The 23,948-nt window shown below is 57.9% G+C and carries 23 protein-coding genes; 21 read left to right on the forward strand and 2 right to left on the reverse strand.

The annotated features are described in order from the left end of the window. The first annotated feature begins 163 nt into the window (after positions 1–163). From ACFSW5_RS13990 to ACFSW5_RS14010, 5 genes are all read left to right on the forward strand, one after another. Positions 164–838, forward strand: a complete 675-nt coding sequence (locus tag ACFSW5_RS13990) for a response regulator transcription factor (protein ID WP_379274104.1) — start codon at positions 164–166, stop codon at positions 836–838. Continuing rightward, positions 835–2,265: a histidine kinase dimerization/phospho-acceptor domain-containing protein gene (locus tag ACFSW5_RS13995; protein WP_379274107.1), complete on the forward strand. Its 1,431-nt coding sequence runs from the start codon at positions 835–837 to the stop codon at positions 2,263–2,265. The genes ACFSW5_RS13990 and ACFSW5_RS13995 overlap by 4 nt, the downstream gene beginning before the upstream one ends. A 148-nt stretch (positions 2,266–2,413) precedes the next feature. Then, the gene (locus ACFSW5_RS14000) at positions 2,414–3,328 is read left to right on the forward strand and encodes an ABC transporter ATP-binding protein (protein ID WP_379274109.1); all 915 of its coding nucleotides are present in this window, start codon (positions 2,414–2,416) and stop codon (positions 3,326–3,328) included. Further along, positions 3,325–4,041: an ABC transporter permease gene (locus ACFSW5_RS14005; protein WP_379274111.1), complete on the forward strand. Its 717-nt coding sequence runs from the start codon at positions 3,325–3,327 to the stop codon at positions 4,039–4,041. The genes ACFSW5_RS14000 and ACFSW5_RS14005 overlap by 4 nt, the downstream gene beginning before the upstream one ends. 1 nt (position 4,042) lies before the next feature. Continuing rightward, positions 4,043–4,783 (forward strand): ABC transporter permease, encoded by a 741-nt coding sequence (locus ACFSW5_RS14010; RefSeq protein WP_379274113.1) that lies wholly within the window; start codon positions 4,043–4,045, stop codon positions 4,781–4,783. 71 nt (positions 4,784–4,854) lie between these two features. On the opposite strand, the gene ACFSW5_RS14015 is transcribed toward ACFSW5_RS14010, so the two are convergent. Then, positions 4,855–5,058, reverse strand: coding sequence for a hypothetical protein (locus tag ACFSW5_RS14015; RefSeq protein ID WP_379274115.1), 204 nt, complete (start codon positions 5,056–5,058; stop codon positions 4,855–4,857). Between the two features lie 238 nt (positions 5,059–5,296). On the opposite strand from ACFSW5_RS14015, the gene ACFSW5_RS14020 reads away from it, so the two are divergent. The 15 genes from ACFSW5_RS14020 (at position 5,297) to ACFSW5_RS14090 (ending at position 21,518) form a co-directional block, all read left to right on the forward strand. Next, a complete protein-coding gene (locus ACFSW5_RS14020; RefSeq protein WP_379274117.1) occupies positions 5,297–6,886 on the forward strand; it encodes an ATP-binding protein in 1,590 nt (529 codons plus the stop codon). Between the two features lie 388 nt (positions 6,887–7,274). Beyond that, on the forward strand, positions 7,275–9,188 hold the full coding sequence (gene thrS, locus ACFSW5_RS14025; protein ID WP_379274119.1) for a threonine--tRNA ligase: 1,914 nt from the start codon (positions 7,275–7,277) through the stop codon (positions 9,186–9,188). A gap of 328 nt (positions 9,189–9,516) precedes the next feature. Next, entirely contained in the window at positions 9,517–10,485 is a 969-nt protein-coding gene (locus tag ACFSW5_RS14030; protein WP_379274121.1) for a DUF4097 family beta strand repeat-containing protein, read from the forward strand. Between the two features lie 646 nt (positions 10,486–11,131). After that, positions 11,132–11,686 carry a MarR family winged helix-turn-helix transcriptional regulator gene (locus tag ACFSW5_RS14035; RefSeq protein WP_379274123.1) on the forward strand — a complete coding sequence of 185 codons (555 nt, stop codon included), beginning with the start codon at positions 11,132–11,134 and terminating at the stop codon, positions 11,684–11,686. Between the two features lie 65 nt (positions 11,687–11,751). Continuing rightward, the gene (locus ACFSW5_RS14040) at positions 11,752–13,194 is read left to right on the forward strand and encodes an aryl-sulfate sulfotransferase (RefSeq protein WP_379274126.1); all 1,443 of its coding nucleotides are present in this window, start codon (positions 11,752–11,754) and stop codon (positions 13,192–13,194) included. A gap of 56 nt (positions 13,195–13,250) precedes the next feature. After that, entirely contained in the window at positions 13,251–14,303 is a 1,053-nt protein-coding gene (locus ACFSW5_RS14045) for an ABC transporter substrate-binding protein (protein ID WP_379274128.1), read from the forward strand. A 14-nt stretch (positions 14,304–14,317) separates the two neighbouring features. Beyond that, positions 14,318–15,094, forward strand: coding sequence for an ABC transporter ATP-binding protein (locus ACFSW5_RS14050; RefSeq protein WP_379274130.1), 777 nt, complete (start codon positions 14,318–14,320; stop codon positions 15,092–15,094). Positions 15,095–15,108: 14 nt separating this feature from the next. Continuing rightward, the gene (locus tag ACFSW5_RS14055; RefSeq protein WP_379274132.1) at positions 15,109–15,888 is read left to right on the forward strand and encodes an ABC transporter permease; all 780 of its coding nucleotides are present in this window, start codon (positions 15,109–15,111) and stop codon (positions 15,886–15,888) included. 108 nt (positions 15,889–15,996) lie between these two features. Continuing rightward, positions 15,997–16,827, forward strand: coding sequence for a protein-glutamine gamma-glutamyltransferase (locus ACFSW5_RS14060; protein ID WP_379274135.1), 831 nt, complete (start codon positions 15,997–15,999; stop codon positions 16,825–16,827). 266 nt (positions 16,828–17,093) lie between these two features. After that, a complete protein-coding gene (locus ACFSW5_RS14065) occupies positions 17,094–17,654 on the forward strand; it encodes a GNAT family N-acetyltransferase (protein WP_379274137.1) in 561 nt (186 codons plus the stop codon). A gap of 248 nt (positions 17,655–17,902) precedes the next feature. Further along, entirely contained in the window at positions 17,903–18,553 is a 651-nt protein-coding gene (locus ACFSW5_RS14070) for a class I SAM-dependent DNA methyltransferase (RefSeq protein WP_379274140.1), read from the forward strand. Between the two features lie 19 nt (positions 18,554–18,572). Continuing rightward, positions 18,573–19,493, forward strand: a complete 921-nt coding sequence (locus ACFSW5_RS14075) for a PLP-dependent cysteine synthase family protein (RefSeq protein ID WP_379274142.1) — start codon at positions 18,573–18,575, stop codon at positions 19,491–19,493. Positions 19,494–19,503: 10 nt separating this feature from the next. Next, on the forward strand, positions 19,504–20,637 hold the full coding sequence (locus tag ACFSW5_RS14080; RefSeq protein ID WP_379274144.1) for a bifunctional cystathionine gamma-lyase/homocysteine desulfhydrase: 1,134 nt from the start codon (positions 19,504–19,506) through the stop codon (positions 20,635–20,637). Positions 20,638–20,771: 134 nt separating this feature from the next. Continuing rightward, complete coding sequence (locus ACFSW5_RS14085; RefSeq protein WP_379274146.1) at positions 20,772–20,921, forward strand: helix-turn-helix domain-containing protein; 150 nt, start codon at positions 20,772–20,774, stop codon at positions 20,919–20,921. A gap of 72 nt (positions 20,922–20,993) precedes the next feature. Beyond that, on the forward strand, positions 20,994–21,518 hold the full coding sequence (locus tag ACFSW5_RS14090; protein WP_379274148.1) for an ankyrin repeat domain-containing protein: 525 nt from the start codon (positions 20,994–20,996) through the stop codon (positions 21,516–21,518). A 162-nt stretch (positions 21,519–21,680) separates the two neighbouring features. On the opposite strand, the gene ACFSW5_RS14095 is transcribed toward ACFSW5_RS14090, so the two are convergent. Then, positions 21,681–22,262, reverse strand: coding sequence for a TetR/AcrR family transcriptional regulator (locus ACFSW5_RS14095; RefSeq protein ID WP_379274150.1), 582 nt, complete (start codon positions 22,260–22,262; stop codon positions 21,681–21,683). 181 nt (positions 22,263–22,443) lie between these two features. Between ACFSW5_RS14095 and ACFSW5_RS14100 the strand changes: the two genes are divergently transcribed. Beyond that, on the forward strand, positions 22,444–23,931 hold the full coding sequence (locus ACFSW5_RS14100; RefSeq protein ID WP_379274152.1) for an MFS transporter: 1,488 nt from the start codon (positions 22,444–22,446) through the stop codon (positions 23,929–23,931). Positions 23,932–23,948 lie beyond the last annotated feature (17 nt).

Here is a 23,948-nt window from a genome sequence, read left to right on the forward strand (position 1 = left end):
TAGAAGCTTATCCAGTCTGTTACAGTCTACCATTTTATGAATAATTGGCTACTGGACTTAAGTCTTGGCCGATCGGCTTCGGGCAATGTTCCTGCAGCTTGTTGTTTAGGCGCCGCTCCCGAGTTTAAAATAAACCCTATGCACATACGAAAGGAGTACGCCGATGAGCGCGACGATTTTATATGTCGAGGACGATAAGGAGATTGCCGGGTTCGTCCGCGAATGCCTCCAGGAGCGGGGCTATTCGGTCAAATGGCTGACCAGCGGGGACAGAGCCGTGGAGGAGGCGTCCGGCTGCCGGCTTGCCGTTGTCGACGTCATGCTTCCGGGCTTGGACGGCTTTACAATCGGGCAGCGGTTGAAAAAAGCGGACCCATCTCTCCTGATATTGATGCTGACGGCCCGCACGTCCATCGACGACAAGCTGCAAGGGCTTCAATTCGCTGACGATTACTTGACGAAGCCGTTTCATCCGGAGGAGCTGCTCGCCCGGATCGAGGTGCTGCTTCGCCGGTTCCGGAAAGCGGAGGCGGAGCCGGTCGCGATCAAGCATCTGCTCGTTTACGAGCAGGAGAACCGGATCGTCAACCGGGATACGGGAGAAGAGATTACGCTGACGGGCAAGCAGTTTCATATTTTCGGCTATTTGCTGCGGCATCTCGGCCAAATCTTGACGAAGGAGCAAATTTACGAAGCGGTATGGGGCGAGCCTTACATCGACGGCGACAAGACGCTGATGGTCCATATCCGCTACTTGCGGGAAAAGCTTGAGCGCGATCCGGCGTCGCCGGAAGTGATCGAGACGGTGCGCGGCATCGGCTACCGGGTGAGGGCATGAGGAAGGATAAGCGTTCGGAGGCCGGGGAGACCAAATTCCGCAATTCGTTGCTGTCGCGGTATCTTTTGATCGTTATTTTCGCGATTTTGTTTATTCCGATCATTCTGGTGGCGGCTGCAACGCTGGCGATTCTCGGCCAGCAATTCATTTGGCAGGATCAGATCAACAAGCCGAAGTACGAAAGCGCAAATCAGATGGAACAAATGTGGCACCGGGAGGCAGCCGCGCTTGCCGCCGGCAATCCGGGAGGGATCGACCGGAGACTGGAAGAGCTGAAGGAGCGATACCCGGAAGCTTCCATGTTCTGGGCTGACGAAGCGGGGCGAACAAGGCTTGTCCTGTCCGAGCGTCCGTTAGAGCTTCCGGAGCTATGGACGCCTCAAGAAGCGATCCGTTTTATGAAAAGAAACGTGGGCGGCGATCCGTTCACTGTTGTGGCGTTTATCGGCGAAAACAACGAAGGACCCGCCTTTATGGTACTGCAAATGCCGCGCGCGCTTTTTCAGACAATCGGACCGACCGAGTCGGTTTCGCTTGTTTTTTACCTAACGTTTATCGCGGCGATGTTCGTCTTGTTCGTCATGCTTTCGCTTCTGTTCTTCCGGCATATCCGCAGGCGGCTGATTCGGCTTCAGACGGCGATGGCGCTGCGGGGAGCGGACGGCTTGCCGGAGCCGATTACGGTCAACAAAGCGGACGAGATCGGGCAATTGGAATCGGCCTTCAACCGGATGGTCGGGCAGCTTCAGGAAAGCAGGCGCCGGGAGCAGGAGGAGGAGGAGCTGCGCAAGCGGCTCATATCCAATCTGTCGCACGATCTGCGGACGCCGCTCACCGTCATGAACGGGCATGTGTATGCGCTCCGGCAGGAGAACCTGACGGACAAAGGACGGGGAGCGGTGAAACTGCTTTCGTCCAAAATCGAACAGCTGGGCGGCCTGATCGACAATTTGCTCTCGTATACGCTGATGACAAGCGGCAAATATCCGCTGAAGCCGGAAGAGCTGGACATCTTGCGGCTTGTCCGGGAAACGGCGGCAGCCTGGTATCCGCTGTGGGAGAAGGAAGGCATCGATGCGGACGTCGATCTGGAAGCCGCCGAAGGTTCGCTCCGTTGGCGCGTGGACCGGGAGGGCTTCCGGCGCGTGCTGGACAATCTGTTCCAGAACGTCGTCCGCCATGCTGCGGACGGCGGGTATATCGGCATAACGGTTGCCGCCGAAGGCGAAAGCAAAGCGATCGTCATAACCGACCGCGGTGCCGGAAGGAAGGGCGGCGGCAAAGGCGCGGGCATCGGCCTTGCGATCGTCGATTATTTGCTGCGCGAGATGGCGCTGGAATGGCGCATGGAGCGAACGACGGAAGGCACCCGGGTGACGATATTCCCGAAGGGAAAAAGCGCAAATGCAAAAAACGCTCCAGGTTAGGGCGTTTTTTTGCGTTTCGCTTATTCGCCGCGCAAATGGAGCCGCCATTCCTAAGGCGGCAATCCCATTTCGCTTAACCCAATTTTAAACTTCCTCCCCCTTTGCGTTTAACCTTCGGCATGTATCGTAATGGTCGAGGTGATTTTCCATGAGCGAATGGATTATTGAGACGAAAGGGCTCAGTAAACGGTATAAAGGGCGCTACGCCGTAGCGAATTTGGATTTGCGCATTCGGAAAGGAGACATATACGGCTTTCTCGGGCCGAACGGAGCGGGCAAAACGACGACGATCCGCATGCTGCTCGGCTTGATCAAGCCGTCGAGCGGCTCGGTTCACGTCTTCGGCAAGCCGCTGAAAAGCGAAAGGCTGTCCATCCTGCGGAAGGTCGGGTCGCTCGTTGAATATCCGTCCTATTACGGCCATCTGACGGCCGTCGACAACCTGGAGGCGATCCGCCGAATTATCGGCGTGCCGAAGACGAGAATCGCCGAAGTGCTGGAGATCGTCGGGCTGACGAAGGAGGCGCGCCGTCCGGTGAAAGGCTATTCGCTTGGCATGAAGCAGCGGCTTGGCATCGCCAGCGCGCTGCTGGGGCAGCCGGAGCTGCTCATTCTGGACGAGCCGACGAACGGGCTGGATCCTTCCGGCATCCTGGAAATCCGCGAGCTGATCAAAAGCATGCCGGCCAATTACGGCATTACGGTGCTCATCTCCAGCCACCTTCTCGGCGAAGTGGAGCAAATGGCCGGTACGGTCGGCATTATCCGCCAAGGCGAGATGGTGTTCCAGAATACGATGGACAGCTTGCGGCAGGAAGCGAAAGGCTCGCTGCTGCTGCGGGTTTCCGAGCCGGAGGATGCGCTGCTCGTTCTGCACAAGCAAGGCTTTAAGGCCGCGTTTCTCCCGGAGGGAATTCGGCTGGAGAAATACGACGACAACGGCATCGCCGCCATGGTGCGGTGTCTGGTCGAGCAGGGCCACGATATTTACCGGGTCGAGGAGAAGCGCAAATCGCTCGAAGATTTGTTCCTTCAAATCGTGGAGGGAGGAAAGCGGACATGATCGGCAAGACGCTTTCCTCCGATATGCTGAAAATCCGCCGCAAAGGGCTGTGGCTGCTCGCCATTATCGCGCCGGTCGGACTGCTCGCGATGCAGGCGCTCAATTTCGGTCTCCGCTACGACTATTTCGTACGGCAGTACGGCGAGGAGCTATGGGGCGCTTTGCTGGAGAACGTTTCCATGTTCGTGCCGGTGTCGCTGCTGCTCGGCTGTACGCTGGTCAGCTCGCTTGTCGCCAATGTCGAGCATCATATGAGCTCGTGGAAGCAGTTGCTGGCGCTCCCGGTTTCGCGGCATGCCGTCTTTGCGGCCAAGTTTCTCGTATGCGTCATCCTGCTGGCGTTCTCCTGCGTGCTGCTGGCGGCGGGTACGGTATGCTTCGGCCTTGTATTTGGCTTTGACCCGGCCCAGGTGCCGGTCGCAGCTCTGATGAAGCTCAGCTTCTTGCCGTTTCTCGCTTCCTGGCCTGTGCTGGCGCTCATGCTGTGGCTCTGTCTTTCGTTCCGCAACCAGGCGCTGCCGATTACGCTGGGCGTCGTTCTGTCGATCGGCTCGCTGTTTTCGATGTCGCTGTCGGAATGGTTCCCGGTCAATTGGCCGATGGCCGCTTATGCAGGCGCGCAGCCGGAGCTGTTTGTCGGCTTGGGCATAGCGGCGGGCCTTGTCGTTCTGGCGCTGGGCATGCTTCATTTCGACCGAAAGGATGTGGCGTAGCATGGCTTCCTTTCTTCAAATCGTCGCTTCGGAACGCCTGAAGCTGTTCAAATCGGCGATTTGGCTTCTTATTCCGATTAGTCCGCTTCTAGCGGGAATAATAGGCATTTTTGTTTCGTTCGACAATGTACAGCCGGCGGAACGCTACCCGGTCCTATTGGGAGCGATGTCCATATTCCACGCGCTGATGCTGCTGCCGCTCCTGACGGGCATCCTGTCGGCGTTCGTCTGCCGTTACGAGCACGGCGGAGGCGGCTGGAAGCAGCTGCTGACGCTTCCGGTTTCGCGAACGGGCTTGTACGCCGCCAAGCTGCTTATCGTCGCGTTGTCGCTTGCCGCGACGCAGCTTCTGTTTCTGGCCGCGATTATCGCGGTGTCCGCTTATCACGGCATAGCGTCGGATATTCCATGGCGCATGCTGCTCGCCGCCGTCGGCGGGGGCTGGCTTGCCTGCCTGCCGCTAGCCGCGCTGCAGCTATCGGTGTCGACGCTGTGGAGCAGCTTCGCGGCGCCGCTCGTCATCAACGTCATGCTGACGCTGCCGAATTTGCTGATCATCAATTCGAAACAATTCGCCCCTTATTATCCGTGGGCGCAGCCGGCGCTGGCGATGGTGCATTCGATCTCGACGGAGTTCGGCGCGTTTGCGCTGCCGCTAAACAGCTTGCTGATAACGGTGCTTGGCAGCTTTGCGGTATTTTTGGCGGCCGGTCTTATTTATTTCAACCGGAAAGAGCTGTAATTCGATTCGCCGAATGGACATACGTTCAGACGATAAAGGAGGGTATCCGTTCCGAAAGCGGATACCCTCTGTTAAGTTCTGGCCCCTTTTGGCTTTCGGTTGGATTCTCTGACTCCTCTGACCGCGGCCACCGCGGCTGCCGGGACTTCCTCATCCTCCTGCTTCGCCTTTATCAAAGCCCATAGGGCGAGGATGTCCCCGATGACGACCACAATTCCCGCGATGATCGCCAGATCGTCGGAGCTGAGTCCGCCGGTTCCCTTGTTTGAAGGCATGAATCCACATCCTTTGCCGCTGTCTCATGATATTAGCCTATGCATAGGCAGGTTATTGTGACCGTATAGAATTGACCGGCTTTGGCGGATCTTGAAAACTGAATTCCCCGAAGGGCGCCGATAGAAGCTTTTCTCTTTGGGCGGCTTCGGCGCAACGCAAATGAGGATGGTAGCGGCACGGGCAAATCAGGTACAATAAGACGAACTGGAAAAAACGAAGTTCGGAGTTGAACTTGAAATGACGGCATTAACCAAATCATGGATCCGGGAGCTCCATCGTCAAGCTGCCGAAAGCGGCAAGGATCCGAATGCGGTGCCCGCCCCTTCTTACAAGCTGACGGATGCGGAGCTGAGGGAAAAACTTGAAATTTACAAGGAGATCATCGAAGCGGTTAATCGTTTCGTCGATAAATTTTTAACGACGGTAACGGACAGTCCGATTATGGTGGCCGTAACGGACGAAAGCGGCCATCTGCTTGCGGTGCACGGCAACGAAGCGATGATCGGAAACTTCAGGCGGTTCGGCATTGTGGAAGGCATGCGCTACGACGATCATAACGGCCCCAGCTCCATTGATTTATGCTTGCGTTACGGCCGTCCCGTCCAGCTTGTGGGCGAGGATCACTATCATAAGGACCTTCAACATTTGGCCTGCTATTCCGCGCCTTACCATACGAGCGAAGCGAACGGAACGATCACCATCATGACCGACGTGGAAGGGGCGCATCCGCATCTTCTTGCGCTGCTGTGCACCATTGCCGATTATGCGGAACGGGAGTTGCTTCTCCGGAGGCAGAACATGCAGCTGCAAATTTTGAATCAGGCGCTGCTCCATACGCCTCATTACGGCGTTCTGTTGACGGACGAGCGAGGCCTTATTGTGGAGCTTAACGATTCTATGCGGTGTCTGCTTCGGTCGCTTAGCCCGGACGAGCAGTACGGGCCCGGCGTGCCGGTGTTTTCGATGCCGCATCTGGGAGACGTGTACCGCGAAGTAATCGAATCGGGCGAAGAGCGCATCGGGATGGATTTGACGATCGGACAAGCTTCGTCCGCCCGCCATTACATGCTGGATGTCGTTCCGATCGTGGATGCGGCAAGCGGGGGCTCGCTCGTCCGCGTTATCGGTACCGCTCGCGATATTACCGAGCTGCGGACAACGAAGGAACGGCTGCACCGGGCGGAAAAGCTGGCTTTCGCGGGGCAGCTCGCCGCCAGCGTGGCGCATGAGATCCGCAACCCGCTGACAACGGTCAAGGGACTGATTCAGTTGTCTCGAAGTAATGGCCGCAGCGTACCGCACCACGATCTGATCGTTTCGGAGATGGAGCGGATGAACATGATTATCGGCGAGCTGCTGCTCCTCGGCAAGCCGCAGGCGGTGCAATTCAAGGAGGAACGGTGTTACGGCATCCTGCTGGAAGTGCTTGAAGTGTTCTGTATCCAGGCCAAGATGAACGGCATCGAAATTTCTTCGGTTCTGCTTCAAGAGGAGGCGATTCGCTGCGAAAGGAACCAGATTAAGCAAATGTTTTTCAATCTGCTCCGAAACGCGATGGAGGCGCTCCCTTACGGCGGAAAAATCGATGTCGAACTTGCGGTCGAGGACGGACATCAGCGCATCCGAATTTCGGATAACGGCGTAGGCATGGAAGAAGAGGTGCTGGTTCGCCTCGGAGAGCCGTTCCATACGACGAAGCCCGACGGCAACGGGCTTGGCTTGCTGGTCGTGCGGAATATCGTGTCGGCGCATCGGGGGCGCATCGACATCGCCAGCAGACCGGGCATCGGCACGACGGTAAACGTCTATTTGCCGATCTGCTATTGACATGCTTTCGTTTTGCGTTGTATCATTTTGCCAACATGTAAGCGGCAATGATCAAAGACATGATTCCCGGGCAAGGGCTGTACAGAGAAAGAAGCGATTGCTGAGAGCTTCTGAGCGACCGGCCCTGGAATTACCCCTTTGTAGCTGCGGTGTCGAACCTATCGGCCGAGCGATGCGGCCGGGCAGTAGGCGCCGCCGTCTCATCCCCGTTACCGGATGCTCAATGAGGGCTTGATCTTCGTTGCACGGGAAGCTATACGTTTCCCGGCATAACGATCCGTCAAGCCGAATGAGGGTGGAACCACGAGCTGAACGCACTCGTCCCTTGGGAGAGTGTGTTTTTTTGCGTTCAATTTTCAATATAAGCTTGGGAATGGAGGAACGTATCGTGGCAATTTCAGTTGTATTGGCAGACGGATCGGCAAGGGAGGTGGAGCGGCATACGACGCTCGGTCAGCTGGCGGCGTCCATCAGCTCAAGTCTTGGCAAAAAGGCGGTTGCCGGTACGATCGACGGCATGCCCGTCGACCTTCGGACGCCGCTTGAGAAAGATTGCCGGGTGGAAATATGGACGCTGGACAGCCCGGAGGGGCTGCGCGTATACCGGCACAGCGCCGCTCACTTGATGGCTCAGGCGCTTCGCCGACTGTACGGGCCGAAGGCCGTGAAGCTTGGCGTCGGTCCGGTCATCGAGGACGGATTCTATTACGATGTCGACCTGGAGCAGCCGGTTTCGGTGCAGGATCTGCCTCTCGTCGAGCGGGAGATGGAGCGGATTGCGGCGGAGAACCTGCCGATCGTCCGGGAGGAGGTCAGCCGGGAGCGGGCCGCTCAAGTATTCGGCGAGCTGGAGGACCCGTACAAGCTGGAGCTGATCCGCGATTTGCCGGAAGACGCCGTCATCAGCCTGTACAGGCAAGGCGAATTCGTCGATTTGTGCAGAGGGCCGCATGTCCCGTCGACCGGGTATTTGAAAGCTTTCAAGCTGCTTAGCGTTGCGGGCGCTTATTGGCGCGGCGACTCGAACAACGGTATGCTGCAGCGCGTTTACGGCACGGCTTTTCCAAGCAAAGGGGAGCTGGAGGAGCATCTCCGGCTGCTGGAGGAAGCGAAGCAGCGCGACCACCGGAAGCTGGGCAAAGAGCTGGAGCTGTTTATGTTCTCGGAGGAAGCGCCGGGAATGCCGTTTTATTTGCCGAAAGGGATGACGATCCGGACGGAGCTGGAGAATTTCTCCCGCGAGCTGCTGCGGCAAGGGGATTATGAAGAGGTCCGTACGCCTTTCATGATGAACAGCCGGCTGTGGGAGCAGTCCGGACATTGGGATCACTACAAGGACAACATGTATTTCTCGGAAGTGGACGATCAGTCGTTTGCGCTTAAGCCGATGAACTGTCCGGGCCATATGCTCATCTTCCGGAACAGCCTGCGCTCCTACCGGGAGCTGCCGATCCGGCTGGCCGAATTCGGCCAGGTCCACCGCCACGAGTTTTCCGGCGCGCTGAACGGGATGATGCGGGTGCGCACGTTCTGCCAGGATGACGCCCATCTGTTCGTTCGTCCCGATCAGATCGAGGAAGAGATCGGCAGCATTATCCGGATGATCGACGGGGTGTACCAGGTGTTCGGGTTCGACTACCGGATGGAGCTGTCTACAAGGCCGGACGATTCGATGGGAGGCGACGAGCTGTGGGAACAAGCGGAGCAATCGCTGAAGAACGTGCTGGATAAGCTTGGGCTGCCCTACCGGATCAACGAAGGGGACGGAGCGTTCTACGGTCCGAAAATCGACTTCCATATCCGGGACGCCTTGAAGCGCAGCTGGCAATGCGGGACGATCCAGCTCGATTTTCAAATGCCGGAGAAATTCGATCTGTCGTACGTCGGCGAGTTTAACCAGAAGCATCGTCCGGTCGTTATTCACCGCGCGGTCTACGGCTCCATCGACCGGTTCATCGGCATTCTGACGGAGCATTACGCGGGAGCGTTTCCGCTCTGGCTCGCTCCGGTTCAGGTGAAGCTGCTGCCGGTATCGGACAAGCATGCGGATTATGCGCTGGAGCTGAAGCGGGAGCTGGAGAAAGCCGGCATTCGGGCCGAGGCCGATCTGCGCAACGAGAAGCTCGGCTACAAAATCCGGCAGGCGGGGCTCGAGAAAGTGCCGTACACGTTCGTGCTGGGGGACGACGAGCAGGCCGCAAGGACGGTTTCGGTCCGCAAAAGGGGCGAAGGCGAGCAAGGCGCCGTTCCGGTGGCGGTTTTCATCGAGCGCGCGCTGGAGGAAATCCGGCTTAAAGCGTAAATGGAATAGAGAATCCGGCTTTTGGCCGGAGTGGTGTCTACTTCGTGCGAAGGGGCTGTCGCTGAAAGTCACGGATGAATGGTCGTCCGGGATGACTTTAGGGGGCGGCCCCTCTTATTTTCGCACAAAGACGTACGAAATGGAGACGTTCCGCCAATCAACAACGGAAAAACGAGTCGGCAGCTTTGGAGGACTGGACCTAAGGCTAGTAATCGAATACGCCAGCAGGCTGTGTCGGCGTCCGCGTTCCGCTGCTACAATGAGAACATCGGAAAGCGCCGCGGGCGGGCGCCAACCCCCAAAGAGAATCGAAGTTAGGAGCGTAACCATGAAATCGAATAAAGCATTGGGTATTCTGCTTATCCTTATCGGCGTTGCCGCGCTGATCTACGTATTGGGGAATGACGGCAAAATCCCGTTCGGGAAATGGTTCTCGAACTTTACTGCGCAAGTGGGCGAACAACAATCGTTTCCTTCGGACGAACTGAGCAACATCGACATCGAATCCGACAGCCTGGACGTCAACATCGTGCGCGGCAGCGGCGACGACGTTGTCGTAACGCTGGCCGGCCGTGCGACCAAAGGGATTGCGGACAACTTCACGCTTGACGCCGAGCAGAACGGCGACACATTGAAGCTGACGCTGCAGTCGGATGACAGCTTCCGGCTGGGCTTTCATTGGTCGGACGTCGAGATGACCGTCGAACTGCCGGATAAAGCGTGGAACGAGATTAATGCCCGGCTAAGCAGCGGCGATCTGTCTCTGGAAGGCATACAGGCGGAATCTGCAGCTCTTCGGTCCGGGTCCGGCGATGTCAAAGCCGTCTCGTTGAATGCTTCGGGTGAAGCGGTCTTGGAAGCGGGCAGCGGCGATATCGAGATCGAGGACATAACGGCCGAGGCCATACGCGCGAAATCAAACAGCGGCGACATCGAAATCGAACGGTATGAGGCACGGCTTCTGGATTTTGACGCTGCAAGCGGAGACGTGGCCTTAGAGGACGGCTTTGCCGAACTGAAAGGCGAAGCCGGTTCGGGCAACATTCACGTCAACGCCGACGAACTCCGATACGATTCGGTGCTCAAAAACGGCAGCGGCGATATTTCCATCGACCTCGCGAAGGAGCCGGAAGCTTTAACCGTCAGCATCAGAAGCGGTTCCGGCGATGCCGAGGTCCTTAAGGACGGATTCGTCCCCCAAGGCAATAACGACGACAACGACGCGAACGGCATGTTCGGTACGGGATCGGTCAAGCTGCAGGCGAGCTCCGGCTCCGGCGACATCGTGCTGCGTTAAGCTTCGTTCGGTTGCAGGCAGCTGTCGAACCCCTCTAGACGATCCGTCCATAAAGCCGCACGACATCGGCTGCTTAGGCCGGCTTCCCTCGGAAGCCGGCCTTTCTTTTATTGCGTCAACCCGTCGGGTGCGGCGGATAATGCTGGAAGTAAAGCTTTGTCCGTCAGGACAAGCGGCTCTCACTTATCATGTCCTTTAGGACGGTTGAGCAGCAGGCAGCACCTTAAGGCATAACGTGGCTTAAGAAGCGTGAAAGATAGCTTTGTCCGTCAGGACAACGCGGGGTTCGGCACGTTGGATTGTCGAAGACGGCCGCGTGGCAGGGACGCTGATTCGGGGTGTCCAGAGGGGCGAGCCCCTTGGGGCCCCCTCCTCGGGAGGGGGTTTGGGGGAGACGTAATGTTGAGGGGTTGGGGGGAGGCTCAGAATTTAATTTCCCACTTGACAGGTGTGAATTGTATGATTTATCATAAGCCCATAACCTTTCAGCACTCATTATATGACTGCTAAGAGAAATCGAATAAGATGCCGATTGGACCGCCAAAGGCTCACAACTTCGTCGCTGCGTTAACGCAGCCGAGATTGTGCGGCCTTTTTTTGTTGCTTCGTTAAGCTGCAATGGCAAAGGCGAGAGGAGGAGGCGACGATGGACGAACGGCACTGGCTGATGCTGGAGGAGCTGGATTGGGATTTTCGCCGGATGGTCCGCAAGTTCGTGAAAGAGCGGGATAAAGTGAACATCGAAGGCGTCTCCCTTCCGGGGCTGCTGATCTTGCGAAAGCTGGAGCTTGAAGGCGAGCAGAAGCTTGGCGACTTGGGCGAGCAGCTGGATTTTACGTCGGGGGCCGTTACCGGCATTTGCGACAAGCTGGAGGAGAAAGGGTTCGCGCTTAGGAAACGCAAGCCGGAGGACCGCAGGACGGTGCTGCTGGACATTACCGAAGCGGGCAAAGCGTTTCTGGCGCGCCACGCCAAGGTCGGCGAACGATGTATCACCCTCCTGTTCGAAGGCTTTGCGCCGGAGGAGCTGGCCGCGCAGATCGGGTATTACAAGCGGATAGCCGCCAATCTGGAGCGATTCTCCGCAACGATTCTGCAGCTGGCACAAGACGCGGAGCAAGAAGCCGGTCTTTCGGACCGGTCTTCCGGGCAGGAGAGAGCGGAACGAGGAGAAGCTCGACGTCCTTATATCAGCTATTGAATGAACGCATGACTTGGATATCGGATTGCAATCTAAATTTTCATCCATTCGAGGAGATGACAAGTATGGGACACCCAACGATTTATCCGACCGGTGCGACGGTCTATTTGCCGGACAAAGCATGGAGCGGCTATACGATTTTTCAGGCGGCCGACACGGGAGCGCTGCTCATCGACATGAACGGGCGCGAGGTTCATCTGTGGAAAGGGCTGCGCGGCTTCCCGAACAAAATATTCCCGGGCGGCTACGTGCTCGGCAGCACGAAGGAACGCGATCCGCGCTACGGCTTCCAGGATGAAGCCGATCTCGTTCAGGTGGATTGGGACGGCAACGTCGTCTGGAAATTCGACCGCCACGAATATATCGAAGACCCCGGCCATGAGCCGCAATGGATGGCAAGGCAGCATCACGACTACCAGCGCGAAGGCAGCCCGGTCGGCTATTATTCGCCGGGGCAGGAGCCGCTGACGGACCGCGGCAACACGCTTATTCTCGTTCATACGAACGTGGAGAACCGGAACATTTCCGACAAGCCGCTGCTCGACGACGCTATCATCGAGGTGGATTGGCAGGGCAACGTCGTCTGGGAATGGAAGGTAAGCGACCATTTCGACGAGCTTGGCTTCGACGAAGCGGCGAGAAACGTCCTGTTCCGCGATCCGAACTCCCGTTTCTTCGGGAACAACACCGGCGGCGACTGGATGCATATCAACTCCATGTCCACAGTCGGGCCGAACAAGTTTTACGACCAAGGCGACGAGCGTTTCCACCCGGACAACATTATTTGGGACGCGCGGGAATCGAACATCATTGCGATTATCGACAAGAAGACGGGCAGCATCGTCTGGAAGCTCGGCCCCGACTACTCGGCGCCGGAAGTGAAGCATCTCGGCTGGATCATCGGCCAGCATCACGCGCACATCATTCCGAAAGGCTTGCCCGGCGAAGGCAACCTGCTCGTATTCGACAACGGCGGCTGGGGCGGCTACGGCTTGCCGAATCCGGCATCGCCTTACGGTATCAAAAACGCGGTGCGCGACCATTCCCGCGTGCTCGAAATCAACCCGGTCACGCTCGAGATCGAATGGCAGTATACGCCGACGGAGGCCGGATTCCAGGCGCCGCTGGATTCGTACCGGTTCTACAGCCCGTATATCAGCTCGGCGCAGCGGCTGCCGAACGGCAATACGCTAATTACCGAAGGAGCGGACGGCCGAATCTTCGAAGTGACGCGCGGCCATGAGCTGGTATGGGAGTATATTTCGCCGTATAAAAACAAACGGAACGCCAACATGGTATACCGCGCTTACCGGGTGCCTTACGAGTGGGTGCCGCAAGCGGAAAGGCCGGAGGAGCGGGCGATCGAGCCGATCGACGTAGCCGACTACCGCGTGCCGGGCGCGGCGCCGAGAGGCACGGATTCCGTCGTGGCCGTCGCCGGAACGGAATCGTACGGGGAAGGTGCCGCTTGCGTCGCCAGAATCGACGAAAAGCCGCAAAACGTCTAAAGGCGCGAAGCCTCCCGTGAATTGACCAGCCGATAGGAATGGAGAGATGAGCTTTGATGGCTAAATCGAAATATAGATTCAGGTGGAGCGCAATCGCCGCTGCGATTGCCGCGCTGGCGCTGCTGCTGGCCGGCTGCGGCGGGAATGCAGAGCCGGGCGCGCAGGCGGAGGCGGCATCCGGCGGGCAAGCGGAAAAGACGGAAACCTACAAGCTGAAAATCGCCGATATTTTGACCAATCCGGTGTTCCGGGTGGCGAAGAGCAAAGGGTTCTTCGAAAAATACGGCATCGATGCGGAGCTGGTCACGTTCGCCACGCCGGCCGAAGGCATTAATTCTTTGTTTATCAAGCAGGTGGACATTGCGTGGGGTGCAGACTTTCCGGTATTGAACGCGGTCAGCAAAGGCGATTATTCGATCATTGCCTCGACATGGGCGACGGAGAACGAGAAAAACGCGGCGCAGTGGAAGCTGTTCGTAAGGGACGGCATCGAGTCGCCGGCGGACCTAAAGGGCAAGAAGCTGAGCACGCTCCGCGGCACGTTCGTGTCGTACCTGTGGGACGAATATTTGACGCAAAACGGGGTCGATCCAAACGAAGTCGAGCAGATCGGGCAAGGCGGCTTCGACGAATCCTATGTCGCCCTGAAGCAAGGCGACGTGGATGCCGCATGGGTGAGCGGTTCCAATCTGAGCGGCAAGTTCGAGCAGCTTGAGGGCGCTCATCAGCTGACCGACATGTCGAAGACGAGCGTCCGGATCGGAGGAGCGATAATTGCGCCCAATGAGCTGGTAAACGGCCAGGGCGATGTCATCAAACGGTTTCTGCAAGCGGTCGAAGAATCGACGGCTTATGCGGCAGCCAATCCGGAGGAAACGGCGGATATTCTGTTCAAGGAAGTGAAGCAGCCGAAGGACGCGACGCTGAAGGATCTGTCCACGTCCAACTGGCAGCTGAGCTTCTCGCAAGCCTCCTTCGACAGCTTGGCGAAGCAGAAGAAATATATGGTCGAGAAGGGCATTATCCAGAACGATTTTGATTTGAACGGGAAAATTAATCTGGACGCGGTGAAGCAGGTCGTGCCGGACCGCGTTACGTATGCGAAATAAGGAGGCATATCCCTATGGCTGAGGCGCTTCCGGCTAATACGATAACAATAGAACAGGTCAGCAAAAGCTATTCGGAGCCGAAAGCCGGCTCCCTTCATTACATTATCAAGGACGTGGATCTGGTCATCAAGGGCGGCGAGTTTTTCGTCCTGCTCGGCCCGAGCGGCTGCGGCAAATCGACGCTGCTGAACATGATCGCGGGCTTCGTCTCCAAGACCGGAGGGGCGCTCAAGATCGGAGACGTCGAGATCAGCCGGCCGGGACGCGACCGCGCGGTCGTGTTCCAGCAGGCCGATTCCTCGTTGTTCCCGTGGCTGACCGTCCGCCAGAACGTCGAGTTTGGCCTTAAGATGAAGAAGGTTCCCCGCCGGGAGCGCGGGGACATATCCGATCGGTTCATCCGGATGGTCGGCTTGGCGGGGCACGAGAACAAGTTCCCCCGCGAGCTGTCCGGCGGCATGAAGCAGCGCGTTCAGCTGGCCCGGGTGCTGGCGAACGATCCGGAAATCCTGCTGATGGATGAACCGTTCGGGGCGCTTGACGCGATGACGCGCCGGACGATGCAGAAGGAGCTCGGCCAGATATGGCGGGAGACGGGCAAGACGGTCATTTTCGTCACGCACGACATTCAGGAGGCGCTGCTGCTCGGTCAGCGGATCGGCATTATGTCGGCCGGTCCTTCCTCCCGGATATCGCATATTTACGAGGTGCCGCTGGCGTATCCGCGCGATGCGTCGCTGCCGGAGTTTCATAAGCTGGATCGCACGATCCAGTCCCATTTTGACGAATAAAGAGGCGTTGCGACATGAAAGCTTTGAATAGCAAATGGGTTACGATTCCCCTTCTCTGGATAGCGGCGCTCCTGATCTGGCAGATCGGCGCCTGGGTATACGGGCCGGATATCGTGCCGGGGCCGCTTGCGACGGTCAAAGGCGGGCAGGAGCTGATCGCCGACGGCTCGCTTCTTTCCTATATCGGCGTCAGCTTCTCCCGCGTATTCGTCGGCTGGGCGCTTGGAAGCCTCGTCGCCATTCCGGCCGGGCTGCTCATCGGCAAAGTGCAGGCCGTTCGCGTATTTGCCGAGCCGGTTCTCAATTTTATCCGTTTCATTCCGCCGATCGCTTTCATTACGTTGTTTCTTGTCTGGTTCGGCATCGGCGAACAGTCGAAAATCGCCCTGATTATGTACGCCACGTTGTTTATCGTCATGATGAACACGTTCACCGGGGTGCTTTCCGTAGAGGAGGACAAAATCCGGGCCGCCCGAAGCATGGGTGCGTCCGAGTGGCAAATTTTGCTCCATGTCGTCATTCCCGCAACGACGCCGTATATGTTTACGGGCGTGCGGCTGGCGATGGGTACGTCCTATATGGCGATTATCGGCGCCGAAATGATCGCCGCGAACGAAGGCGTCGGCTATTTGATTTGGAATTCGCGGCTGTTCTTCCGCACGGATTGGATCTTCGTCGGCTTGATCAGCCTTGGCCTGATGGGCTTCGCTACCGACCGGCTTGTCGGGTGGTTCGGCCGCAAGGCGCTGAGCCGCTACGGCGTCGTCAGCACGTCCCCCGCAAGAAGAGCTTGACCTCCCCAAGGCCGTTTTCCATGCCAATCGCATTGACTAGGCACCAATAGGCTGAAGACAGCGTACACTGGTCTAACGACTACAAAGTGCTGACGGGGAGGAACAGCCGTGATCAGAATACAAGGCGTTAGCGAAGTGGAAATTATGCAGCTTCCGACATCGAGTCGGCAGCGTCATATCGTGAACCAGCGGATGAACAGCCCTGTTACTTACCGCTACTCTTCATTGGAAGCTTTGCGATTCGAGCTTATTATGCGCGAGAACATCGTAAGAGCGGCCGAAGAGCTTTACGAAAGCGATGCGGGGTTCGCCGTGTTCGCCCGATCGCGCTGCAACGAAAGATTGTGGGAGAGGACGTACAACGGCGGGTTTCAGTTAAGGCCGGAAGTTTCGCCGTCTTATGCGATAACCGATATTTTCCGCAACGGCAGGGCGTATGCGTTCGAATGCGCGACGGCTATGGTGCTCATCTTGTACAAAGCCGTGCTCGAAACGATCGGCCGGGATAAGTTCGATATGTACTTTAAAAATTTGTACGTTCGAGACTGGCATTACGACAGCGACTTGAATCTGGTTACCGTGTTTGACAGCGACGAAGCGACTCTCGGCGATATCGTTTATTTCAACAATCCCGATCACCATCCGGAAACGCCGGAGTGGCAGGGCGAGAACGCCATTAAGGTGGCGTACGACTATTATTTCGGACACGGAATCGGCATCCGTACGGCGCGGGGGATTATTGAAGCGTTGAACAGGCGGCGGTTCCCCGGCAGCCATCGTTCGGCTTATTTGACCGAGCAGGTGAACCATCCGGACTTCGAGCATTTGCGCAACATCGCCACAAGAGAAGCGGAACCGACGCTTGCTTATCTGGAAGGCGACGTCATCGCCCGGCTCGGTTCCCACGGTTACGTGTACAGATTCAAGAAGAGAGCTTGACGCATGAGTATATCCCCCTGTCTGGCGAACAAGGCAGCGGGGATTTTTTACATAAACAACGATGACGAGGCTGCCGGCATGACCGGCGGTCTTTTTTTATGCCTTATGATTATCCGGGAGGAGGAACATAACAATGTCGGCACATAACCGGCGCAAGAGGTAGATTTACCCGAAATTCATCTTGTCGTTTCGGTTAGAATTATTTTTTCCCTTTCGTCGATTACAGATCGGAAGATACACTTGAAGGGAGGAAGGGGGGGATTCATTTGCGGATAGACGGCAAAGCCTTGTCATTGCGATCCGTTCAAGACGATGATTTATTCACGCTCTGGGAGTTGATATACGGCGAGGCCAAGCCTGAATGGAAAAAGTGGGATGCTCCATATTTTCCGCACGAGCAAATCGGTTTTGAAAATTTCGGAGAAAAAATCCGTGAGCGATTAGTCGGCAGCGACGTCCCGTCCATGTTAATTATCGAAAAAGATGACCGAATCATCGGCACGGTTACTTATTACTGGGAGCATAAACCGTCGCTTTGGCTGGAGCTTGGAATTACTATCTATAAACCCGAGTTCTGGAGCGGCGGGTACGGTACAGAGGCTTTAACGCTTTGGATCGATTATCTTTTTAATGCGATGCCGTTGGTTCGCGTAGGTCTCACGACTTGGTCGGGAAATACGCGAATGATTCGTTGTGCCGAGAAGCTTGGCATGCAAATGGAAGCGCGGATACGAAAAGTACGGTTATATAACGGCGTGTTTTATGATTCTATACGCATGGGAATTTTACGTGAGGAATGGGAAGGGCGGCAGTCACTATATCTCTGAATTCTGCAGGGGAGCGCCGGATGCTGAAACATCCGCGCTCCTTTTTGTTATTTCGAGCTATCATAGCCGATTTAGAAGTGTAATTACTTGTCAGCAGCAGCAGGAAAGGAATTCGCCGCTTCTATAAAACATATAATTCCCATTAAAATTATGTGATTTAGGCGGCTCGCGGGACAACAATTGCGGCTTGCGTTCATATGCTGAACCAACAACCGCGTACCATTCTGGCGGAGAGGGGCTGACGGCGATTGAGCAAAGATTTTACGGAGCTGTTCGACGAATGGTCGGAGCGTTACGACGAGACGGTGGCGGGAGGCGACGAGGAGTACCGGGAAGTGTTCGACGGGTACGACCGTATTCTGGAGGAAGTGGCCTCTCGGGTATCCGGCACGGTGTTGGAGTTCGGCGTCGGCACCGGCAATTTGACGGAAAAGCTTCTGCGCCGCGGCTGCGCCGTCTACGGCATCGAGCCGTCCAAAGGGATGCGGGAGCAGGCGCTAAAGCGGCAGTTTGACATGGTGCTGGCGGCGGGCGACTTTCTCCGTTTTCCGCTTGTGCCGGAGAAGATCGACGCGGTCGCGAGCACGTATGCGTTCCACCATCTGACCGACGAGGAGAAAGAGGAAGCGATTGCGATTTACAGCGGATTGCTTGGAGCCGGAGGGAAGCTTGTATTTGCGGATACGATGTTCGAAGGCGAGGAAGAGCGCCGCGAAATCGAGGAAGCGGCACGCGCCGCGGGTCATGTGAAGCTGCTGAACGATTTGCGGACCGAATATTATACGACCTTAAACGTGCTGGAGGGGATATTGGTCCGTCACGGCTTCGAGGTCTCTTTTTATAAGTTGAACCGTTATGTATGGCTGATGGATGCGACGAAAGCTTCGGAAGAGGGATAATTCGGAAGGAGCGAGAATGATGGCCGTTTATCGCGGAGTGCATGAGTTGATCGGGAACACGCCGCTCGTGGAGCTGACCCGTTTTCCGCTGCCGGAGGGCGTTCGGCTGTATGCCAAGCTGGAGATGATGAATCCCGGCGGCAGCGTCAAAGACCGGCTCGGGCTGGAGCTGCTCGACGATGCGCTGGCAAGCGGCAGGCTGCGGCCCGGAGGAACGCTCGTGGAGCCGACCGCGGGCAATACCGGCATCGGGCTTGCGCTCGCCGCGATCGGACGGGGCTTTCGCGTCGTATGCGTCGTGCCGGAGAAGTTCAGCGTCGAGAAGCAGCAGCTGATGCGTGCGCTCGGGGCGGAGATCGTGCATACGCCGTCCGAGGAAGGGATGACGGGAGCGATCCGCAAGGCGGAGGAGCTGGTCCGCTCGATTGACGGAGCGTTCTCGCCGTCGCAGTTTTCGAATCCGGCCAATCCGGCGACGTATTACAAGACGCTGGGCCCCGAGCTGTGGCGGGATTTGGAGGGCAAAGCGGATATATTCGTCGCGGGGGCGGGCTCGGGCGGTACGTTTATGGGCGTCGCCCGCTACTTGAAGGAGCGGAATCCGTCCGTCCGGACGGTCATTGTCGAGCCGGAAGGCTCGATTCTGGGGGGAGGCGCAGCCGGTCCGCACAGGACGGAAGGCATCGGCGTGGAGAAGCTCGCTCCTTTCATGGATACGTCTTATTTCGACGCCGTCCATACGATCAGCGATCACGACGCCTTTGCCCGCGTTGCGGAGCTGGCCCGGCGGGAAGGCCTGCTCGCCGGCAGTTCTTCCGGCGCCGCGCTGGAAGCGGCGCTGCGCGAGGCGTCGTCCGCGCCGCCCGGCTCGGTCGTCGTCACCGTATTCCCGGACAGCGGCGAGCGTTACCTCAGCAAGCAGATTTACGGAGGAGGCTGAACGTTAAGGCATGAACAAAAAAACGAAGCTGATTCACGGCGGCACGCCAATCGATCCGCATACGGGCGCGGTCAGCGTGCCGATCTACCAGGCGAGCACCTACAAGCAGGATGAAGCGGGCGTTCACCGCGGCTATGAATATTCGCGGACGGGCAACCCGACCCGGCATGCGCTGGAGGAGCTGATCCGCGATCTGGAAGGAGGCGCGAGGGGGCTTGCCTTCAGCTCGGGGATGGCGGCGATCCATACCGTCTTGTCGCTGTTGAACAGCGGGGATCATCTGTTGGTCACCGACGACGTTTACGGCGGGACGTACCGCATCGTGACCCGCGTGCTCAACCGGCTCGGCATTGAAGCGACGTTCGTCGATACGACCGATCCGGCCGGGCTGGACGAAGCGGTGAAGCCGGCGACGAAAGCGCTGTTCGTCGAGACGCCGACCAATCCGCTGCTGAAGGTGACGGACCTTGCGGCGGCGGCCGCCTGGGCGAAGGAGCGCGGCCTGCTGTTGATCGTCGACAATACGTTCGGCACGCCTTATTGGCAGACGCCGCTCGCTTGGGGCGCCGATATCGTCGTGCATTCGGCGACCAAATATTTGGGCGGGCACAGCGACGTGGTCGCAGGGCTGGCCGTAACGGCGGACGCGAAGCTCGGGGAGGAGCTTCACTATATCCAGAACGCGGTCGGAGGGGTGCTTGGCTCGCACGATTCGTGGCTCTTGATGCGCGGCATGAAGACGCTCGGCTTGCGCATGGAGGCGCACGAGGCGAATGCCCGCGCGATTGCGGAGTTTCTGGCGGGGCATCCCGCCGTTCGCAACGTGTATTACCCCGGGCTGCCGGACCATCCGCAGCACGAGCTGGCAAAGCGGCAATCGGACGGCTTCGGCGGCATGATCGCCTTCGATGTCGGAAGCGCGGAGCGGGCGGACCGGGTGCTGAAGCGGGTGCGTTATTTTACGCTGGCGGAAAGCCTCGGGGCGGTCGAAAGCTTGATCTCCGTGCCCGCCCGGATGACGCATGCGTCCATTCCGAAGGAGCGGCGGGAGACGCTGGGCATTACCGACGGGCTGATCCGGATTTCCGCCGGCATCGAGGACAAGGACGATCTGCTCGCCGATCTGGCGCAAAGCTTGGAGTAGGGGGATTTTGGCAGGATATCGATTAGGCGGCCTCGAAGAAAAAAGAACGGAGAAACGCGAAAGGGGAGCGAAGTCCGGATGAAAAGGAATACGGCGGGCTTTACTCCCGTTTTGCATGCTTTCGGCAGCCGCTATTGCTGGAAAGGCAAAGGCTTCTTCGGCAAACGGACAAGCCTGTCACGGACATCTGCTTCGAATTCGGATTTCAGAGCATAAGCTCGTTCAGCGCGCTTCTCTCGCAGCACATCGGGCAGACTCCTTCGCAATATCGGGGAAAATGGTGATTTTCGAGAAGCGGCGGCGGTTTGGTCCGTGATACAGTCAGGCTGGAGATCATTCACGAGGAGGAGATTTGGATGGAAATCGCACCACAAATCGTTAACGAGCTGTTTGAAGCGGCGAAAGCGGGAGACGCTTCGCGCTTGCAGCAACTGCTGGATGATCGTCCGGAGCTAGCCAATGCCGAGAACGGCGACGGGCTTACGCTGCTCGGCTATGCCGCGCATTACGGCCATGCGGATGCCGTGCGGACGATTCTGGACCAAGGAGCGGACGTGAACGCCGTCTCTCGCTCCAAAATTTCCTTCATCCCGTCCAATACGGCGCTGCACGCCGCGATAGCCGGAGAACGGGACGAGGCCGTTATCCGGCTGCTGCTCGAGCGCGGCGCCCGCGCCGATCTGTTCGACAGCAACGGCCATACGTGCCTGCACTCGGCCGCTTATCACGACGACAGCGAGGAGCTTATCCGCCTGCTTGTCGCTCGCGGCGCGGACGTCAACGCCAAGGCGGAAGGTGGCGACTCGGCGCTTTCGCTTGCCGTCGCAAAAGGGAATGCGAAAGCGGCGAACGCTCTCCGCGAGCTCGGGGCGCAGCTGTAGGCCGCTTTAACTCGCTTGGCCGTTCGCGGCGCCTTGTCGTACTTCTCTTCTCGTTTTTCTCGAGAGCTATCCCGAACGGCAAACGGCAAAGTCCCGTTGTTACCAACCCTTGATACAAAGGCCGGAATTCCTCGTTATTGAGGGTTTCGGCCTTTTGGCGTCTTAGGATAAAAGAGCGAGCTGCCCGTCAATCAGCTTTTTGGCGGCTTCCGAGAACATTTCCGGCTTGAATTCCGCATGATTGATATAGGCTACCATAACCGCGCCGCTCCATAACATGCGCAGCTGCTCGGTCAACTCCCGGTAGTCGGGAAAGCCGGCTTCCTTGGTCATCTCCGCTACCCGGTCCCAGACGTCCTTGCGGCTCTCCAGCGCCTTCGCATGGCAAAGATGTCCGGGCTCGGGGAATTCCACGGCCGTGTTCATGAGCGCGCATCCCCTATAGCCTGGCCGCTTCATTCGCTCTCCGACGTATTCCATCAAATAGCGAAGCTGCTCCGGCACCGACTCCGGATGCTGCTGCCGCGCATGCTCGATATGCCCCAAGCTCCGCTGCCGATGAAGCTCCAGATAAGCGACGACCAAGTCGTCCTTAGTCGGGAAGTTTCGATAAAAGCTGGCTTTGGCCACGCCCGACTCCATAATGATTCGGTCGATTCCGACCGCCCGCACGCCCTCGCGGTAGAACAGCTCGTCTGCCACCCGCAAGATGCGCTCCTTCGCGCTTTCTCTTTTCTCCTGCATGTGCGTCTCACTCGCCTTCAAAAAATATTTTCAAATCGAATGATTGGAATTGATTGACATGAGACAGAACTGTCTGTATTGTATGTGATGTGTGAGACAGATCTGTCTACCTCATTGTATGCAAGGGGAAAACGGCTGTCAATCGCGTAATCTATCGATTCCACGAAAGAGGTGCTAAACCATGAGCAAGGCAAGCAATACCGGCCCGACCGTCGACCCGAGGAGATGGCTGTCCCTCTCCGTCGTCATTCTGGCCGCATTCATGGTCGTTCTGGATACGTTTATCGTCAATGTCGCGCTCCCTTCCATTGCGAGGGATCTGCAAGCGGATTTCTCCGAACTGCAGCTGGTCGTTGCCGGTTACGTGCTCGGTTATGCCTTATTGCTGGTGACGGGCGGGAGAATGGGAGATCTGTACGGCCGCAAGACGATGTTCCTCGCCGGAATCGCGGGATTCGTCGCCGCTTCGGCTTGGTGCGGCTTGTCGGGTACGGCGGAGATGCTCATCGCTGCGCGGGTTGCGCAAGGCGTCTTCGCCGCGGCGATGATGCCGCAGGTGCTCTCGATCATTCAAGTGATGTTCCCGGCCGAAGAGAAGGGTAAGGCGCTCGGCATCTATGGCGCAGTGCTCGGGCTTGGAGCCATTGCGGGCCAGATCGCCGGGGGATTGCTGTTGAAGGCGGATTGGTGGGGGCTCGGCTGGAGGCTGGTGTTCCTCGTAAACCTTCCGGTCGGTCTCTTCGCTTTTGTCTTCGCGGTATGGATGCTGCGCGATTCGCGCTCCCCTCAGCGGACGAGAATGGACATCTGGGGCGTCGTCTTGCTGGCCGCAGGACTTGGCTTGTTCATCTATCCGCTCGCCGTCGGCAGGGAGGAAGGCTGGCCGGCTTGGATCTTCGTCAGCATTGCCGCGTCTGTGCCCGTTCTGGTCTGGTTTGTCCGCTACGAGAACGCACTTCTGCACCGGGGCGCATCGCCGCTGCTTCCGATTACGTTGTTCCGGAACCGTTCATTCCGCTTCGGCATGTTGATCTCGCTCGCATTCTACAGCGGCAACGCGGCGCTCTATCTCATCCTGTCGGTGTTCATGCAGAGCGGCCGGGGCGCGGAGCCGCTGCAGTCCGCGTACGCCTTCATTCCGCTCGCGGCAGGATACTTTGCGGCTTCCTTGCTTACGCCGCCGTTGAAGAAGCGTTGGGGCAACCGCGTCCTGCTCGCCGGAACGGTGCTTATGGCCGCCGGTTATCTCCTCCTCATCGAAGCGGTCGGCCGGCTTAACGGACTCGGCATCGGCGAGATGTTCATTCCGCTTCTGCTCGCGGGGCTCGGGCAGGGCGCGGTGGCTTCGCCCCTTATTCAGACGGTGCTTAGCGGGGTGCAGGGCGTTCATGCAGGAGCGGCGTCCGGCGTGCTCAGCACATTCATGCAAGTCGCGCAGGCGCTTGGCATCGCAGCCATCGGCACTTTCTACCAGTCGCTGCTGACGCATTTCGGAGCCGTTGATGGGGCGGGAGATGCCAGCGTCTCCACGCTGCAAGGGTCGCTTGCCGCGATTATCGCCCTCTCCGTGCTCACGTACTTGCTGCTGGCGATGCTGGGCCGCAAACCGCAACGGGCGAATCCGGAGAGTGTCGCGCAAGCGGCGGGAGTCGGAAACGCGGAGCGCTGACGATAAGCGGAAGAGCG

Origin of the sequence: Paenibacillus thailandensis (assembly GCF_042685365.1) — a bacterium.
Taxonomy (GTDB): domain Bacteria; phylum Bacillota; class Bacilli; order Paenibacillales; family Paenibacillaceae; genus Paenibacillus_AP; species Paenibacillus_AP thailandensis.